General features: G+C 33.8%; 11 protein-coding genes. 6 read left to right on the top strand and 5 right to left on the bottom strand.

The features are described from left to right. Window positions 1-763 precede the first annotated feature (763 nt). On the bottom strand, window positions 764-1,858 hold the full coding sequence (locus ACP6PL_RS22005; RefSeq protein ID WP_426547416.1) for a glucose-1-phosphate thymidylyltransferase: 1,095 nt from the start codon (window positions 1,856-1,858) through the stop codon (window positions 764-766). Window positions 1,859-2,658: 800 nt separating this feature from the next. Between ACP6PL_RS22005 and ACP6PL_RS22000 the strand changes: the two genes are divergently transcribed. Beyond that, window positions 2,659-4,821, top strand: coding sequence for a hypothetical protein (locus ACP6PL_RS22000; RefSeq protein ID WP_426547415.1), 2,163 nt, complete (start codon window positions 2,659-2,661; stop codon window positions 4,819-4,821). Window positions 4,822-6,322: 1,501 nt separating this feature from the next. Next, complete coding sequence (locus ACP6PL_RS21995; protein ID WP_426547414.1) at window positions 6,323-6,718, top strand: NUDIX hydrolase; 396 nt, start codon at window positions 6,323-6,325, stop codon at window positions 6,716-6,718. A 426-nt stretch (window positions 6,719-7,144) separates the two neighbouring features. Here the strand turns inward: ACP6PL_RS21995 and ACP6PL_RS21990 are convergent, their stop codons facing one another. The 3 genes from ACP6PL_RS21990 to def all read right to left on the bottom strand — a co-directional run bounded on the left by ACP6PL_RS21990 (window position 7,145) and on the right by def (window position 9,475). Next, window positions 7,145-8,506 (bottom strand): PrsW family glutamic-type intramembrane protease, encoded by a 1,362-nt coding sequence (locus ACP6PL_RS21990; protein ID WP_426547413.1) that lies wholly within the window; start codon window positions 8,504-8,506, stop codon window positions 7,145-7,147. A 103-nt stretch (window positions 8,507-8,609) separates the two neighbouring features. Continuing rightward, window positions 8,610-8,810: a hypothetical protein gene (locus ACP6PL_RS21985; RefSeq protein WP_426547412.1), complete on the bottom strand. Its 201-nt coding sequence runs from the start codon at window positions 8,808-8,810 to the stop codon at window positions 8,610-8,612. A 101-nt stretch (window positions 8,811-8,911) separates the two neighbouring features. Beyond that, window positions 8,912-9,475, bottom strand: a complete 564-nt coding sequence (def, locus tag ACP6PL_RS21980) for a peptide deformylase (protein ID WP_426547411.1) — start codon at window positions 9,473-9,475, stop codon at window positions 8,912-8,914. A gap of 692 nt (window positions 9,476-10,167) precedes the next feature. Between def and ACP6PL_RS21975 the strand changes: the two genes are divergently transcribed. Continuing rightward, window positions 10,168-11,472 (top strand): pentapeptide repeat-containing protein, encoded by a 1,305-nt coding sequence (locus ACP6PL_RS21975; RefSeq protein WP_426547410.1) that lies wholly within the window; start codon window positions 10,168-10,170, stop codon window positions 11,470-11,472. Window positions 11,473-11,723: 251 nt separating this feature from the next. On the opposite strand, the gene ACP6PL_RS21970 is transcribed toward ACP6PL_RS21975, so the two are convergent. Then, the gene (locus ACP6PL_RS21970) at window positions 11,724-12,347 is read right to left on the bottom strand and encodes a TenA family protein (RefSeq protein ID WP_426547409.1); all 624 of its coding nucleotides are present in this window, start codon (window positions 12,345-12,347) and stop codon (window positions 11,724-11,726) included. Between the two features lie 440 nt (window positions 12,348-12,787). Here ACP6PL_RS21970 and ACP6PL_RS21965 point away from each other — a divergent pair, with 440 nt between their 5' ends. The 3 genes from ACP6PL_RS21965 (at window position 12,788) to ACP6PL_RS21955 (ending at window position 17,023) form a co-directional block, all read left to right on the top strand. Then, window positions 12,788-13,726, top strand: a complete 939-nt coding sequence (locus tag ACP6PL_RS21965) for a glycosyltransferase family 2 protein (RefSeq protein ID WP_426547408.1) — start codon at window positions 12,788-12,790, stop codon at window positions 13,724-13,726. Window positions 13,727-14,656: 930 nt separating this feature from the next. Continuing rightward, on the top strand, window positions 14,657-16,117 hold the full coding sequence (locus tag ACP6PL_RS21960) for a helix-turn-helix domain-containing protein (RefSeq protein WP_426547407.1): 1,461 nt from the start codon (window positions 14,657-14,659) through the stop codon (window positions 16,115-16,117). A 264-nt stretch (window positions 16,118-16,381) separates the two neighbouring features. Then, window positions 16,382-17,023, top strand: coding sequence for a Uma2 family endonuclease (locus ACP6PL_RS21955; RefSeq protein ID WP_426547406.1), 642 nt, complete (start codon window positions 16,382-16,384; stop codon window positions 17,021-17,023). The last annotated feature ends 102 nt before the right edge of the window (window positions 17,024-17,125 follow it).

Genomic DNA, 17,125 nt, shown 5'->3' with positions numbered 1-17,125 from the left:
GATAAGGAAATATCCTAGCACTTTTCTCTTGGTCGATTGGATATGGCGTTAGCGTAGCGGCTCTGCAAGAGCGGGAAACCTCGCCATCCCATCCTAACGGACTGCTCCGCAAACGACCGCTTTTTTCCCTTAAAAGGGGAGGCTTTAAACCAGAATTATTTAATTATTAATTATTAATAATTAATAATTGGGTAAAGTATCTATTAAAGTAGAAAATTAAAAAAATGATATTATATTTAATGATAATCTTGTACTGTTGATTGATAGTGAGACGGTTCGTTTAGCAATGCTTAACACGAACAACTAAAATCCATCCTTCATATTTGAATCAAACTACTCATGTCCCTATGGAGATATAGTTACTAAAATTATGAATATCTAACCGGGACAAAGATCAATTCTGGAGTCTATCCCTTAACGGAGTTTAGAGTCAAAAAGGAATTTACACTGAAATTTTAAATAAGGGAGATGAACTCCTTTGGGAAATTTAAGGAATACCAACTGATGTAAAATAGTGTCAGTATCAAGAGAGAAAATCTCTTCAAGCAATGAAAATTTATATACCTAGTAATAGGGTTTCAGGGAATTTAAAAGTTAAAAGTAAGATTTTTAAGGCTCAAAACTTTGACGGTACAGTAATTTCACGACATTATTTAACTTAGAAACCCATTTTCTTTAAGAAACTGGGTTTCTAGGTTTGATCAGGGTAAAACTATTCCTGCAGTTATTCACCCTACAAGCTAAGTTTTGACTTTTGACTTAATCAAGTTAATTCTATTTGACTATCATCTCCAATCATAAATCGTAATGCTTTAGGACGTTGTGGAGCATTAATTAGTTGGGCGCGACGACCAAGTAAACTATCAACAATACGTTGATGAATTTCAATAATTTTTGCTCCTTGTAATATGACACTGTGTTCTAGGTCAACATCAATTAAAGTCACATTATCAGCAATACTACTATAAGGACCGATAAAACAATTTTCTAAGTGACAATTATCACCTATAATTACAGGGCCACGAACACTACAATTAATTAGTTTTGTATTTTCACCAATTTTTACTCGTCCAATAATTTGACTTTGGGAATCTACTTGCCCATTTACTGAATTAGTTATACGAGTATCTAGAATAATTTGATTGGCACTAAGTAAATCATCTTTTTTACCTGTGTCTAACCACCAACCTTCTAAAGTTCGTGCTTCAACAGAAATTTCCTGATCTGCCCGAGAAATTTGTTGGTCTATTAGATATTGAATAGCATCAGTAATTTCTAATTCTCCTCTCGCTGAAGGTTTGATATTAGCAATGGCATTATGTATTTTTTTAGAAAAGAAATATATACCTACCAGTGCTAAATCTGACGGTGGAACTTTAGGTTTTTCAACCAATCCTAATACTCGCCCTTTTTTATCTACTTTTGCCACACCAAACGCTGTCGGATTGGGAACCTTTCTTAATAGGATTAAAGCGTCTAAGTCTTCCTGTTTAAAAGTATCTAAAAATTGATCTAGCTGACTTTCAATGATATTATCTCCTAGATACATTATGAAAGGAGAATCTCCCAAAAATGGTTGGGCAATTTTAACAGCGTGAGCTAAACCTGCAGGTTTTTCTTGAAGAATATAAGTAATTTTAGCTCCGAATTTTTCCCCGTTTCCTGTTAATTCTTGTACTTCTTTTCCAGTTTCTGGACTAATAATAATTCCAATGTCGGTAATACCTGCTGCAACAATACCCTCAATTCCATACCATAAAATAGGTTTATTCGCAACTGGTACTAATTGCTTTGCTCCTGTATAGGTAAGAGGACGTAGCCTTGTTCCTTTTCCACCAGAGAGAATTAATGCTTTCATGTTAATTTATGATTAGGATTTTTTGGAGTAGTTTTTGTTTTTGGGGGTGATTTTTTTTCACTATAACATAAGGTTGACTACCAATCAATTTCATTTTAATAAGTAAGAATAAAGAATAGAAAGGTCACTAGGGAAAACTATTATAGGATTTATTAAATAGATAAGGTACACAAGTGTTATATTTTAGGAAAAACTTGATTTAAGAAAAGAAAACTTAGAGGCAATAACTGACAGAAGGTAAAAAATATTATATATATATTGATATGAGAATCTCTCTATAGCAATATTATATGAGTTGTGAGATATTGGAGATTTTTAGGGAACAGAGAATAGAGAATAAGGAAAAAATGTATATATCTGAATAAGATAACTGTTATACTTTATTTTTTCAAGAAACACTTCAATTACCACATCTGATTCCTGATTGCTATATTAAATTGATTATTGCTCTTTTTTCTGAGTGAAAATGCCTGAGTGAAAAAAGTGGGAATATATTTTTTTCATTTTGCAAATTATTTGACATCTTGTCTTTGAGTTGATAGCTATTTTCACAAAGGTAGGCTAAAGCATTAAGATAAGTATGTTTGAAGTTTGATAAATTAAAGAAATGAAATGTTGGTGGAATGAAATGTTTGTTGAGCATTGGGTAAAATCGTCTTATTAGTCCATCAATACTAGTCTAGATTCATGAAGCCATAACCTAATAGCTCATAATTAACCGCTGAATACTTACATTTTGTCTGCTATCTTTGATATAAATACAGTTTCGTATAAATATTTTTTCAGTAATCATCATAAATATGAAAATTGACTATTTTGGGCAATCATTAAATACTAAATTTAATCCACAGTCTAGCTTTCTGATTAATATAATTCTTTTCTTGACTGTAGTTTTGATTATTATTGCCATAACATCAATATATGTATCTAATGAACATACAATTTATTGGTGGGATTTTGTGGGATATCAGAATGCTGCGAATAATTTAACAAATTTATTTAGAGCCTCTACCCAAAGAGCTATTGATGATATTTTTGGTTCTTTATCTCAACAGAAAAATTATCTAATTACATTGCCATTAATTCCATTTCTCTATACTTTTGGCAACCACAGAATTGTTTATATCCTCAGTCTTAATCTCATATATTTATTACCCTTTAGTTTATTGATAGGAGCAATAGCTACAAAACTAATTCCAGTTCATTCTCGGTGGGTATTTTGGTCAACAGTAGCGATCGCTCTATTAATACCTATGAGTTGGAGTCCGAGTTTAAGAGGATACCCCGATATAGGAGCGACTTTACCTATTTTATTAGGGATTTTGTTTTACTTAAAAAATATTAGATTAACTTCTTGGTGGCAAATTCCTATTATTGGATTTTGTTTGGGAATATCTATAGTTTTAAGACGACATTTTGCTTATAGCGCTATAGCTTTTCTTGCTGCTGTTAGTTGCCAAACTATGATTAATTTTTTGATTACTTTCAAGTCTGGCAAAAATTCTTGGGAAAGACTTTTAGAAAGCGCCATAAAAATTAGCTTAATTTCCTTAACTTCTTTCCTCACCATATCAATTTTTGCCTGGGATTTTATCCAAAGTTCTTTGACAGAAAATTATCGCACTCTTTATGCTGCTTGGAGTTTATCGATACCTGACATATTCTGGCGTTATGGCTGTTTCTATGGGTTAATAACTTTACTATTAGTTGCCATAGGATTTTCTCTAGGAACTCTGAGAAAATTTTTAATTGCATCTACTACTATTTTTCTCTTATTATTCGGAATCTTTTCTGTAGCTGAATGGTTGATTTTGCTGCGCTATGGCAATATTCATTACTCTCTACATTTTACGCCGATAATAGTTTTAGGATTAACCTCATTTATCTGGATAAGTATTCATACTTTTCGAGGCAAAACTAGATTAATCATTTTCAGCATTACCGGAATATATTTAATTGTTAATCTCCTCTTTGGTTTAACTCCTATCGGCAAATTCAATAACCCCCTACGCCCAATATTTGCCAGTAACTTTTCCCCATTAATTCGTTCCGACTATGATGAAGTTTTGCGTTTGACTCAATATCTAGGTAACTTAGCACCCAATCGAGAATTAGTATATGTAGCCGCTTCCTCAAATCAGTTTAATGCCAATATTATTAGAAACGCTAACCGAATAATTAATCCTGAAAATTGGTCGAACTTAAGAGCAATAAGTAAACCACATATTGACACCCGTGATACTTACCCATTGCCAGAATTATTAGAAGCACAATATGTAGTTATTGCTCATCCATTTCAGAAAGTATTATTAACTGATGAACAAGTATTAAAACCAGGGCAACAAGATTTAGTCAAATTTGTTTATGATGCTTTTTATCAAAATTTACCTATTAGTCAAGACTTCCAAAAATTGCCAGAAGAATTTGTTTTAGACGGAGGAGTAACTGTTAGTTTTTATCAAAGAATTCGTCCTACTTCTATAGCGACTGCCGTACAAACTTTATCAGCAATGCAAAAACAAGTTCCTCAACGTCCAGGTAGACAGTTAGACTGGATGAGTTTAAATCAATCTCCTTATATTACTTATAATTATTCGGCAGTTACTCAAGTTTCTGGTGATGCTTATAATTTAATGACAAATCCTGCCGATGTTACTAAACAAACATCTAAATATTTTCTCTATTTAGGAGATTTATCTTCTACTGTAAAAATTACTGGTAAGTTAGATTTTCTTGATAAAGAATGTAATGGTTTATCTGTTAGATTTTCGATATTAGATGAAGAAGGTAATTTGCTTGATACAACTGCTAAGAATTATTTTCCTGGAGTTGCTTCTGATTTTATTTTTTCTCTTGCTGGTAAAAATCCTGTTTATCTACTTCTGGAAAATCTGAGTATTGAAAGTGATAAGTTAACTGATAAATGTGGATGGATAATTAACGATCTAGTTGTTGATAACTAGAGAAAATATCCTGGAGATAACCACTAATACAGCGGTTTGCGAAGTTATGAAGTATACCAATAAGTGGGCAAGATGCCCGCACTGCAATATTTTCACTATTCAGCTTGTACCTGATTTGCCCGAAATCTGCTGTAATTATTTGCCTTAAGTTGGTTCTAGTTTAACTTTTTATCTTTCAGGATTTTTACTTTATTAGCGTAAAAGTGTCTATCTAATCTATCTATAGAAGCCATTTGGTATCTTTAGCGAAAAATAAAGGTATAAAGCCTCCTATTTCAACTTACATTTTGCACGACAAAATGTAGTATCAAAAATAGGATACAGGAAACAACCCACCCCTAACCCCTCCCAGGAGGGGAAAATAGGAGATAATTATAGTGGTCAAGAGGAGTAAGTAATTGAGTATTTATGCTTAATATTTTCCGCTCGTCTGACTCCTCAGAAAGGTTAAATGCAGGAACAATATAGTATAAATACTTACCAAACTACAGTTCTCATACTACTTTTAATGTTACAACTTGGCGTGCGGAATGTGGGTTTCAAGATCAAAAAGTGCTAGGATATTTCCTTGTATTCAATTCCGTTACGCTTTTAACCAGAGGTAATTATCGATTAATGAACCGTGATTAAATTGCAGTACCAGAAATATTTTCATCTTGTGTAGCCTTCCACAAATACTAGACTGGTTTTTCCCTCATCCAATCTTCCCATCCATCGCTCTTGAGTGCAAAGCCACAAACATTTTCATTCTCTGAAGCTCCTAAAAAAATCGCACGTCAAAGGATTTTTTGTTGCATCCTCACGAAAATTGTGATAATGTGATATTTAAGTATCTTTGTTCGGCTATACACATGATTTTTTATTCAACTCAAGATTTTTACAGTTTCTCAGCTCAGAGCGAATATTCTACACAGGAAAATTAATCTAAAAGATATCAAATAGTTTCTATACAAGAGAATTGGTATCAGTATAGCTACTTTTCTGTAGGGGTTTGTTCTTTCCTACTTTACTATTGTTAGTGCGACTTAGACATCAAAAATTTACTATCGTGATGTTCGTTTTAGCGAGCGTGAACCGAAACCTAGAAACCCAATAAAGATTAAACTTAGTACAGGTGTGAACTTTGATAATTTACTCTCTAAATTTTGATTTAGATTTAACTTAACAATTCCTTGAAAAAAAAAGAAGAGTATTGTGACTGAATCTGCACTCTACTTAATTTTTACTAAAGCCTGAAAAATACTTAATTTGTAAAAAGCTGGTTAAATTTTTCCTGATAGTTAGTCAATAATTAATCAGGGTTTAGAGCAAAACGAAGGAATTAGACGATCGCTATATTTATCCCATTTATTAAGATCCCAAATGAAAATATTCTAATATAGAATCCGGTTATATAGTATATATTTATAGTTATATCTATACTCCAATATTCAATCTCCCCATCCTCCCCAACTATATAATTAAGTATTAAATCCCGATTTGATATAATTAGGAGAAAAATATGAACAAGCTAGAAGGTTCTGTAATTATTTTATTAAATAGCGATAAGCAAATTTTGTTGGTGCTGAGGGATAATAAAGACTCTATTCCATTCCCTAATACTTGGAATTTATTAGGTGGGTTTATTGAAAAAGGTGAATCTCCAGAAGAATGTATTCACAGAGAAATAAGAGAGGAAATAGAAATTGAATTAGGAAATATCAACTTCTTTCAAAAGTACACTGTCTACGATCGAGAACATTATATTTTCTGGAAAAAAATAGATTTAGACTTAACCCAAATTAAACTTAACGAAGGTCAGTATTTAGCTTATTTTAGTAAAGATGAATTACAAAAATATCAACTTGCTTTCCAATGTAATGAGATTTTGAATGATTTTTTTTTACAGATCTTATAGCACCAGCTTGGTAAATAAATTATTAATCAAGATAAGGTAATAATTTAGAATTCAGAATTCTGTTTTTGACAATTATTAGTCGGTCAGTAATTATTATTCATACTTTTAACCTCTCCCACCACCTCCTTTCCTCCCAAGACTTCTCACACTTCCATACCCAATCATATATAGCAGGATTTTTGAGATTTACCGAAAAATTAAGTTATAAAGCCTCTCCATTTATGGATAAAAAGCGGTCGTTTGCGGAGCATGACCTTAGGATGAGATGGCGAGGTTGCCCGCTCTTCTAGAGTCGCTCCGAAATGCGCCATATCCAATCGACCAAGAAAAGAAAAAAAATCCTTTTGGTCAATCCTCTTCTTTATAAGAAGGGGTAATAATTAATAATTAATTGTTGAATCCCTACTCCCTAAAACAAATAAAATTTCATTTATTAATGATAGCCTGAGTCGCAAAATTTTCATTTCTTGTCGGAGAAAGAACTCTCGCTTTTAAAATAGCTGCTCCTAAAAAAGCATAAGAAACTACGCCCACAAATGCCAAAAGAAATATATTTAAAACTCCAGAAGCATTCCATAAAGCATGAAGAATAGATGCAGTTAAATAACCAACTCCTAAAATCAACCAACTATTACGACGTCTTAACACACTTAATCCAATAAAATAACCAAAATAACCACTATAGGCCATGTGCCCGGCAACAGAACCTAAAATTCTCGGAATTAATAATTGTAATCCTACCAATTCGCTTGCATTTACTCCTAATTGTAAATTTGCACTATCCACAATACTTGGAACATATTGCCCAAGAGTTTCTAATAAAGTAAATCCTAATGCTGAAGCTGTTCCTAATAAAATTCCATCTAAAGGTTCCCAAACACCTATTTTATTGCGCCAAGGGGAATGTAAATTACGACCTATTAATAATGCTAAAAATACAGGTAATGCTTTGAGCAATTCCTCCATTAATCCTGCTCCAAAAAACATCCTGATTAGGAAATTGAAAAAACCCACTTGCTGAGGATTTACTGATATATCCCCAGGAAATATAATACGAAATATCCCAATAAAAACTGTAAGAATTGGACTTAATAAAATTAAAACAGTTATTAAAGCTACTCCAAATAATACCCACCAAGGTTTTTGTTTGCCACAAAGTTGATAAACGAAGTAATAAGCTGCACTAGCAATATAAGCTGCCAGAAGTACATTAAAAGCTCCTGCATTACCCACTGTTAAAAACATTAAAACAACAAAAATTACAGTGATAATACCTGGATAAAGATAAGCTTTTTTAGCTAATTGTTTTCCTGTAGAGGCAATCGGAAATAACTGTGTTAAAGTTATTGAATCAGTATCTTCAACTTCAATATTGGCAACAGAATTGATAGGAGGTGGATTAAGGTTTACTGGTGGTGGTGATACTGATGGGGTCGATTTTTGGTTGGATAGATTATCGAAGATAAATTCTGGCCCATTAGAACCCAGACGAATACGATCGCCCACCTGTAAAATTTGACATTCTTCTAGTCTTTGTCCATTAATATAAGTACCATTGACACTATTTAGGTCACAAATCTCCCATCTCAAACCATTAGTTGCGGTTTGTTCAGTCTGAAGACGAATTAGTGCATGACGGCGAGAAACCATCCTATACATTTTCGTCTCTAGGAAAATTTGACAGGTTGGATCGCGTCCTAGCATTACCTCTTCTGTCTCAGATAGGTACTTCTTTATGAGTTGTTTCTCACATAGCCTTCTTGTTGACAGTTGTCGCAAAAATGCCATTTTTTCAGATAGTTAGTAGTCAAAATAATTATCAATGAGCAATGAGCAATCAATCAATTAAAAATTGTTCATTGCTCATTGTTCATTGTTCATTGTTTAATTTTTACTGATTTGCTTTAGCGTCTTGAATTGCTAAATAAAAAAGTAAGGCTGCTAGAGGTATACTCAAACTCAGAATTACCCCTGTTACTAAACTACCTAATTCTGGTTCCCCAGAAGATAACTCAAAAACAGAGCCAACTGCTGCAATTGCTGCTACACAAGACCCACCCAAAAACAAACTTGATTTAGGAGTTCCTACCATATTTTTTGTCCAAATTTATTGATTTTTTTTGTTTTTTATGATAAATAAAAAATTTAGGGGCTCGGTTGATAACCCCTAAATAGATATTAATGTTGAAAGACTTAAGCAACAGATTTAACAGCTTTTGCAGAAAACTTATGCTTGGCCAATTCTTCATTAAGTGCCAATTTATTTTCTACTCGGTCTACAAAAAGCACTCCTTGAAGATGATCCATTTCATGCTGAATTGCCCTAGATAATAATTCTTTAGCCTGAAGAGTTTGAGGACGGCCATTTTCGTCTTTGTAGGCAACTTCAATTACTGAGGGACGTTTAACATCCAAATACACCCCAGGAATACTCAGACATCCTTCTTGGAAAAGACAAATATCAGTGCCATACCTTTTAATTGTAGGATTAATCAAAACTATAGGAGGGGTGGCAGAATTATCTGGCTCACAATCAATCACAATCACTTGTTTTTGGACAGCAACCTGGGGTGCAGCTAGACCAATACCATCAGCAGTATACATAGTTTGGAGCATTTCTCGCACCAGTTGTCTAATATCATCGTCTACTTTAGCAACTCGCTTGGCTGACTGACGTAAAGAGCGATCGCCCAAATAATGTATTTCCAAGGGTGGGGTCTTCAGTTTTTCCTTGTTAACTATAATTTCAGAATTCATAGAATTTTAATTTACCAAAATCGCTACATCTTTATTTTTTATAGGCATTTTTTCTACCTCTTGCTCTATTTTAATAGAAAATATCAGGTTTATGTCCATGAACAGTTAGACTGACTATCAATTAATTAGAAAATGGGATTGACAAAGCAACAGAAAAAAATAAATCCTCAAATCTTTATACCTTATCCTTAAATTATGAGGAATTCAGTAAATAAACCCAGTTGTTGAAAGGAATAGACATCTAGGAAAAACCATGTTTCTGGGTTTCCGTGCATAAGTCCTGATTGTATTATCAATATATAGCTAAAGTCAGAAGTCAAAAGTCAACTTCTTGCTGTAACTAAGTTTTGGCATTTGAGAATGTCATAACATCAATGGCGAGTGCTCTATTTATGCCCAAGTAACTACTACGCCCAAAATTCCTAAATTAATTAGTCGAGTATAATAAATTATTTGATTTGGCCTTACTTCTAGATTAACCTAATATTTTCTGGCTTTTATTTCTGGACAGCCTTCGTCCCAATTTAATTGATATAAATCCTAATCTCTAGCCAAACTTAGCCTTACATATTATTGCTCTAAATTTCTTGCCATAATCATGGCAGATTCTTACATATATCACAAAAACCTTTCTCTGCTTGGTTCCCAAGTCCATGGCATTACATTTCAAAAAAGCAAAAATCAGAAATACTATGAATAATGATTCTAACTCCTCTCCAGCTAATAATCCTAATTCCAGCCCTACATTAGAAAGTCCAAATGGTACCCAGGAAGCAATTACTCCTGTAAAAACAGCAATAGAGCAGTTAAACCTCATAGATAATGAAATAGAACAAATGCTTCCCGCCTCTGTCTCACACAATGCTTTAGTAGACAATCAAAAAGATAGAGGGCCAAGAAATAGATTTGCATCCATTGTCACCTTGTTAGCGATCGCATTGATGATTCTAGGGTTAGCTATGGATAATGTACTGCTTGGTTATACAAGTGCGGTTGTAGCGATGATAGCTTCAGTCCGGATGATTTGGCCTAGTTGGGGTAAAGTCTGGAAAACTTTGATTCCTCCAGTTTGGCGTAACCTCATAATTGCTTGCTTTGGTATCTTGGCAGCTATTGTCGGTTTGCTGATGTTAAGTGGGGCAAACCAAGAACCTGGTAGTCGGAATATCCAGATTAACTGGGATGCTATTGGAGCGGTGGGCGAACTTATCGGTGCGTTGGGTCAAATTTTAATTGCAATTATCGCTGTATATGTAGCTTGGCGACAATACGTTATTTCTAAAGATTTGACAATTCAGCAAAACCGCATTACTCAACAACAAACTATTGATGCTTACTTTCAAGGAGTTTCCGATCTAGCAATGGATGAAAAAGGTTTCTTGGAAGATTGGCCACAGGAACGAGCGATCGCTGAAGGTCGTACAGCAGCTATTATTAAAAGTGTAGATGGAGAAGGGAAAGCAAAAATTCTCAGATTTTTATCTCAGTCTAAACTGGTGACCCCAATTATGCGCGATCGGTTACTAAATCGGCCTATTTTCGATGGTAATGGTGGTTATGCGGAGGATAGGGAAAATGGGGTGCGTGTGATTGATTTAGGAGTGATGTTAGCTGGAGCTGACTTGACAAAAACCGATTTGCGGTGGACAGAGTTAAGTGATGCTAATCTAGTAAGAGCTAATCTTGACGGTTGTGATTTGGTAAAGGCTAATTTTTCTCGTACTATTTTATATGAGGCAAGTCTGGTAGGTGCTGATTTAAGAGGAACAAAGTTTTTTTATGGCACTCCTGAAAATGCTACTCCTCGCAGTCGAACTCATATCCCCAATTATCAGACTGGTGCTTGCACTGGTGCAGTGGTAGAAAATGTTGACTTTACAGGAGTCAAGCGTTTATCTAATGAACAACGTTATTATTGTTGTGCTTGGTGTGGGGAAAAAAGTAGAAAAACTATACCAGGTGGTTGTGAAGGTATTCCAAATAAGTTAGGACGTTAATGGATAATGGATAATGGATAATTGATAATTGAAGCTGAAAAAGCTTTTTCAAGAAGTAGGAGAGCGGGGGAGTAGGGGAGAGGAGGAGTGTGGGAAGTATAGGCACTCTCAAATATAGTCACAGTTAATTTACAGTGCTTTTCAGATTGACGATCTCACGTTACAACCAAAACAATATACTGACTAATAATGGTTAGTGCTTACTGTAGTCCACCGAAATGAAAACCGCTGTAACTTATAAATTATGAATTCTAAATTCTGATTTCCCAAGCTGCTTCAAAAAAATATCGTTCGCAGAGCATAGCATAACCGTAAATTGATTCTGCTTCAGGAATATTGTCTGCGTAACTGTCTGTCACTTTTTCTAACTTTTGCGCTAAATCTTCAAATTCCTGACTGCTGTAAGTACGAATCCAATCAGAATATTGATGTTCTGGAATTTCCGGTGTAGCTAACTGTTGTCCCAAGAAAGCATAAAGTCGCATACAAGGAGTCATTGCTGTAGCGATCGCGCCAATATTATTACTCCAAGCAGTCGCTAATAAAAAATCTGTATAACGCCGTGTAGAAAATCCCGGGGTAACATTTTCTAAATTTACTTCCCATTTAGTAGCATAGCTTTGATGCAATTCTAATTCTTCTTTTACTCCATCTGCGAGAGTATGAAACAATTCAAATGTTTTCCAATCAGGAGATTTAGCAGCAGCTATACTGTAAGCACGGGCAAATGCTCTCAGGAAAAAAGCATCTTGCCCCACATAATAGGCAAAACTTTTCTGAGGCAACGTACCGTCAGCAATTCCTTGCACAAAAGGATGAAATAGACAAGCTTTTGCTAATTGTTGATTAGTTTTCCATAAATTATTTGATATCATAGGCTTTTTTAAAATAATATAAATATTTACAACGGGAGTAAGATGGTTCCCCTTATAAAAAAAAATTGAATCTTAAGATAAAAATTTACCTTTTTTTTCTTACTTATCTTATCATAATTTTTTGCAAAAATATTAATGATAAAACCTTTGTAAGGCATCTTGCCTGTTATACCAATTTGAAAAAAGAATGTTACAGATAGTTTGAAACTATATATGTGAAAAAGTTTCTTGAAATTACTGTGGGATCAAAGTTTTGATCCTACAAAATTTTACTTTTGATTTTTACTTCCGTGAAACGGTATAATAGCTGAACTTCAAGCTCTTCGGAAATTCGCTGTATGCGTTTTTTGGAGATTGAGACAGAAGTAGAGGATGATTTTTTCTTCCTTCTTCTTTTTTCCTTCTACCTTCTTCTTTTTTCCTTCTTACTTTTTCCTTTTATGAAATATTCTTTAGTAATTCCTATTTATAATGAAGAGAAAAATCTCCCAGAATTATATCGACGCATCAGCTCAATAATGAATAGAATAGATGGAGATGTAGAATTAATTTTGATTAATGATGGCAGTCGCGATCGCTCTCTCCAAATTCTCCGAGAATTGCATCAACAAGACTCTCGAATTTGTTATTTAAGTTTTGCTCGTAACTTCGGACATCAAGTTGCTGTTACTGCTGGTTTAAATTTTGCTAGAGGGGAAGTTATTGTAGTCTTAGATGGAGATTTACAAGATCCGCCAGAATTAATTCCTGACTTAATAGAAAAGTGGCGACAAGGTTATCAAGTTGTCTATGCTCAACGCACAAAAAGACATCAAGAAAGTTGGTTAAAAAGATTACCTGCTTTTATTTATTATCGGATTTTAAAACGTTTAGCAGATGTGGAAATTCCTATTGATACTGGTGATTTTTGTTTGATGGATAGATGTGTGGTAGATGTGTTAAATAAAATGCCAGAAACTAATCGTTATATTCGGGGTTTAAGAGCATGGGTTGGTTTTCGACAAACAGCAATAAAATTTGAAAGAGAACCTCGTTTTGCTGGAGATATTCAATATACTTTTGCCAAATCTTTAGCCTTAGCAATTAATGGTTTAGTATCTTTTTCTAAAGTACCTTTACGACTGTCTACTTATGTAGGATTATTTGCTGCTTGCGTAGCTTTATTGATGGCTTGTTTAGTTTTATATTGGCGGATTTTTTATCCAGATTCACCATTAACTGGTTTGGCAACAATTATGATGGCAATCTTCTTTTTAGGAGCCGTACAATTGGTAAGTATTGGAATATTAGGAGAATATATCGGACGGATTTATGAAGAAGTAAAAGGTAGACCTCTTTATACTTTATCTGAAGTAGCAGGGTTTGAGGATAAGAATTAAAATATTAGGCAACTATTCAAAAAATTAATGTTGGGTTTCGTGGTTATTCAACCCAACCTACAAAACTATGGTGAGCATTGTAATTTTAGAAAAATATATTGGATGGAATATACTGTAGCAATAATAGTTAGGTCAATGAGGTTTCAGGTAAAGCTTCAATTAACAAATAAATAGAGATTAGATAGAAATTTTTGTAAACACTTGTAGACTTTCTGTATAAAGTCCCTACATTCGAGGTATTTCCTACTCACAAATAAAGACTAAAACTCACCACTCCCTAATAGATATTAACCGTTAGGGAAAGGCGAGTTGATAGAATTATTTACTAATACTAAAATCTCTGAGAAAACTCAGTCCTAAATGTTTTGACGTTGAATAAAATATTTGCTAATTATGGTAAACCAGTACAAGGGGGTTGAGAATGACTCTCCTCTGCACCTACTGCATCACGAATGCCCAAATTTGAGGCTTCCTCATTAACTCTATCCATAGAACAAGTTGCTGCTGGACAAAAATTACCTATCTCCTCTGAATAAAGCTAAAAAATTGGTTTTAACTACTAACATTTATATTATTTTGACCATTAATATTTTGTCAGTCGGGAAATGTCCTGAATTTAATGTCTGAAAAAGTCAGAAAATGTCATATTAAAGTTTTGGTAAAAAGTTAAGGTTTCAATTTTATCCTGTGAATAGTACAAAAGGAAAAAAACCTTGTTAGTTAAAAAACTGTTTGTCAACTCATAAAAACCTCTCTCCAAACCTCTCTCCTACGAGGAGAGAGGCTTTGAATCCCCCATTCCCTTGCAGGGAAGGGGGGCAGGGGGGTTAGGTTTTTAGGATTCATCGGTGTCATGCAGCACTTCTCAAACAGCTTCTAATCCTCTTATTTTTAAGGAGAGGTAATTATTAACTATTAATTATTAAAAGTATGGATATTCAAGATGTTTTAAAACTTGCCGATCGCCTGGTTTTTAATCATACGGGAAAACACTTGGATGACCTACAAAAAACTATCATTGAAGGAGTTTGGCATGGAAAAAAGTATGCCGATATAGCAGAAAAAATTCCCTGTAGTGAAGGTTATATTCGAGATACTGCTTCAGATTTATGGAAAATCTTATCAAGTTTATCTGGGGAAAATATCAATAAATCAAATTTTTGTTCCGCTCTAGAAAGATTACAATTTTCTATTCATTCAACAGTCTCTAATTTTGCTAATTTAGGAGTTACTAATAATTTAAGTTTATGTAGCGATCGCCTCACCTCTTCAGAAAATGAAACTAATGGCAAAAAGAGAAACAGATCGGCAAACAAAAAATCAGAAGATCGGGTTACAACCTTACCCAATAAAAATATTAGAGAAGCTCCCGAAATAGGGAAAATTTACGGTCGAATTAAAGAAATATCAACCCTAGAAAATTGGATATTACAAGAAAACAGTCGGTTAATTGGAATATTAGGAATAAGTGGTATCGGCAAAACCACATTATCACGACATCTCCTAGAAAAAATACAAGATAATTTCGACTATATCATTTGGAAAAATCTATATCATGCTCCCACTTTATCAACATTAGTCGCCCAATTAGTCTTATCATTATCAAATCAAATTTATATTAACTTCTCCTTATCCGAAACAACAGAAAAAAATTCACTCTTAGATTTAGACCTAGAAATATTATTGTCAATATTTTATGAATATTTGCACAATTATCGGTGTTTAATCATTTTAGATAACCTACAGGCAATCTTAGCAGAAAAAAAATTTTCGGGAAATTATCAAAATCAATTTCAAAACTACAGTGAATTTTTTCAAAATATCGGCGAACTCCCTCATCAAAGCTGTTTAATATTCAATAGTTGGGAATCACCATTAGAAATAATCAACTTAACAGATTTGAAAACTCCCGTGAGAATAATGTCATTAAATGGCATTGGGGAAACAGCAAGAGAAATTTTTCAAGCACAAAATTTATCCGATGAAGAAAGCTGGCAAGAACTAATTAATACCTATCGAGGCAACCCTTACTATTTAAAAACAGTATGCCGAATGATTCAAGAAATATTCAATGGCAAAGTCAGAGACTATTTAGCATACAATAGCCTATTCTTGGGCGATGAAATTATTACCAAATTAAATAAACATTTTCAAAGATTATCATTATTGGAAAAACAACTAATATCCCAATTAAGTCAGATAGATAAACCTGTAACAGTTACAGAAATTTTAGAAAAATTACCACTATCACCACCCGACTTATTTCAGACAATTCAATCATTAGGAAGACGCTCATTAATTGAAAAAATTACACAAGACGAATTGACATTATTTACAGTATCGCCAGTAATTAGAGAATATTTCAAAATGCTAGACAAAATTTCTAATTAGTCTAGAGATAATTCTAAATTTATTTTAGTAATTTGAGCGATTAATGCGTAGGTGCAAATGGCAGTTTCCTCCTCAAGAGTATTAATATAGAATCAGCTTATATAATAGTATGTGTTTATAATTCTATAATTACTTCAATCTCCCCTGCTCCCAACTATACAAAACGGATTTGATCTAAGTGGCGATATAGCTGCCGCTAGGCTCCGCCAACGCCAGTTTTTGCTAGAATAAAAAATACACCTTTTCAACTTTTCCTGCAAACCAATGAAGACAACCCAAACACAACTACCCACAGACACTTGGATAACAGCAACCTGGCAAGAATATATCCAAGCTATTGAAGACCCAAGTTATGAAAAAGCAAAAATTTACTATCATAAAGGAAAACTCAGAATCGAAATGTCACCATTAGGAAACGACCATGCTAACGACCATCTACTTCTCATTGCAGCAATTACTCTCTTTACCACTACCAAAAACATCATTCTGAATGGCAAAGATAACTGCACCTACCGCAAAACAGGATATCAAGCAACTCAACCCGATATTTCTTATTACATTGGCGAAAATGCTGATGTCATTCCTTGGGGAACTTCTATTATTGACCTAGATATTTATCCTCCACCAAATCTAGTTATAGAAGTTGCCAATACTTCCCTTGCTGATGATAAAGGAGAAAAACGTTTGTTGTATGAAGCAATGAATGTTGCTGAATATTGGATAGTTGATGTACAGAATGTAGAAATTATTGCCTTTGCTGTTGCTGATGGTGGTAGTAAAAGAATTAACCAGTCTCAAGTTTTGCCTGGGTTAGCAATTTCTTTGTTAGAAGAAGCACTAAAACGCACTCGTCAAACAAATCAAACTCAAGTTTACACTTGGTTGTTAAGTCAGTTTCAATCTTAGAGTATAGACGGTGGTAGTGCATTGTAATTATTTTGGCCAAGGAAACAGTGGGAGCATCTGGCTCCCTTGCAGTAGTTCATCCCCATCTACCATTGCTATGCA

The organism is Dapis purpurea BLCC-M126 (genome assembly GCF_050015975.1).
Classification (GTDB): domain Bacteria; phylum Cyanobacteriota; class Cyanobacteriia; order Cyanobacteriales; family Microcoleaceae; genus Trichodesmium.
This window is presented reverse-complemented; position numbering and strand designations above follow the sequence as displayed.

What these genes read in the sequence shown, in the direction of transcription:
- ACP6PL_RS22005 (WP_426547416.1), bottom strand. Translation starts at nt 1,858, where the DNA reads ATGAAAGCATTAATTCTCTCTGGTGGAAAAGGAACAAGGCTACGTCCT.
- ACP6PL_RS22000 (WP_426547415.1), top strand. Translation starts at nt 2,659, where the DNA reads ATGAAAATTGACTATTTTGGGCAATCATTAAATACTAAATTTAATCCA.
- ACP6PL_RS21995 (WP_426547414.1), top strand. Translation starts at nt 6,323, where the DNA reads ATGAACAAGCTAGAAGGTTCTGTAATTATTTTATTAAATAGCGATAAG.
- ACP6PL_RS21990 (WP_426547413.1), bottom strand. Translation starts at nt 8,506, where the DNA reads ATGGCATTTTTGCGACAACTGTCAACAAGAAGGCTATGTGAGAAACAA.
- ACP6PL_RS21985 (WP_426547412.1), bottom strand. Translation starts at nt 8,810, where the DNA reads ATGGTAGGAACTCCTAAATCAAGTTTGTTTTTGGGTGGGTCTTGTGTA.
- def (WP_426547411.1), bottom strand. Translation starts at nt 9,475, where the DNA reads ATGAATTCTGAAATTATAGTTAACAAGGAAAAACTGAAGACCCCACCC.
- ACP6PL_RS21975 (WP_426547410.1), top strand. Translation starts at nt 10,168, where the DNA reads ATGAATAATGATTCTAACTCCTCTCCAGCTAATAATCCTAATTCCAGC.
- ACP6PL_RS21970 (WP_426547409.1), bottom strand. Translation starts at nt 12,347, where the DNA reads ATGATATCAAATAATTTATGGAAAACTAATCAACAATTAGCAAAAGCT.
- ACP6PL_RS21965 (WP_426547408.1), top strand. Translation starts at nt 12,788, where the DNA reads ATGAAATATTCTTTAGTAATTCCTATTTATAATGAAGAGAAAAATCTC.
- ACP6PL_RS21960 (WP_426547407.1), top strand. Translation starts at nt 14,657, where the DNA reads ATGGATATTCAAGATGTTTTAAAACTTGCCGATCGCCTGGTTTTTAAT.
- ACP6PL_RS21955 (WP_426547406.1), top strand. Translation starts at nt 16,382, where the DNA reads ATGAAGACAACCCAAACACAACTACCCACAGACACTTGGATAACAGCA.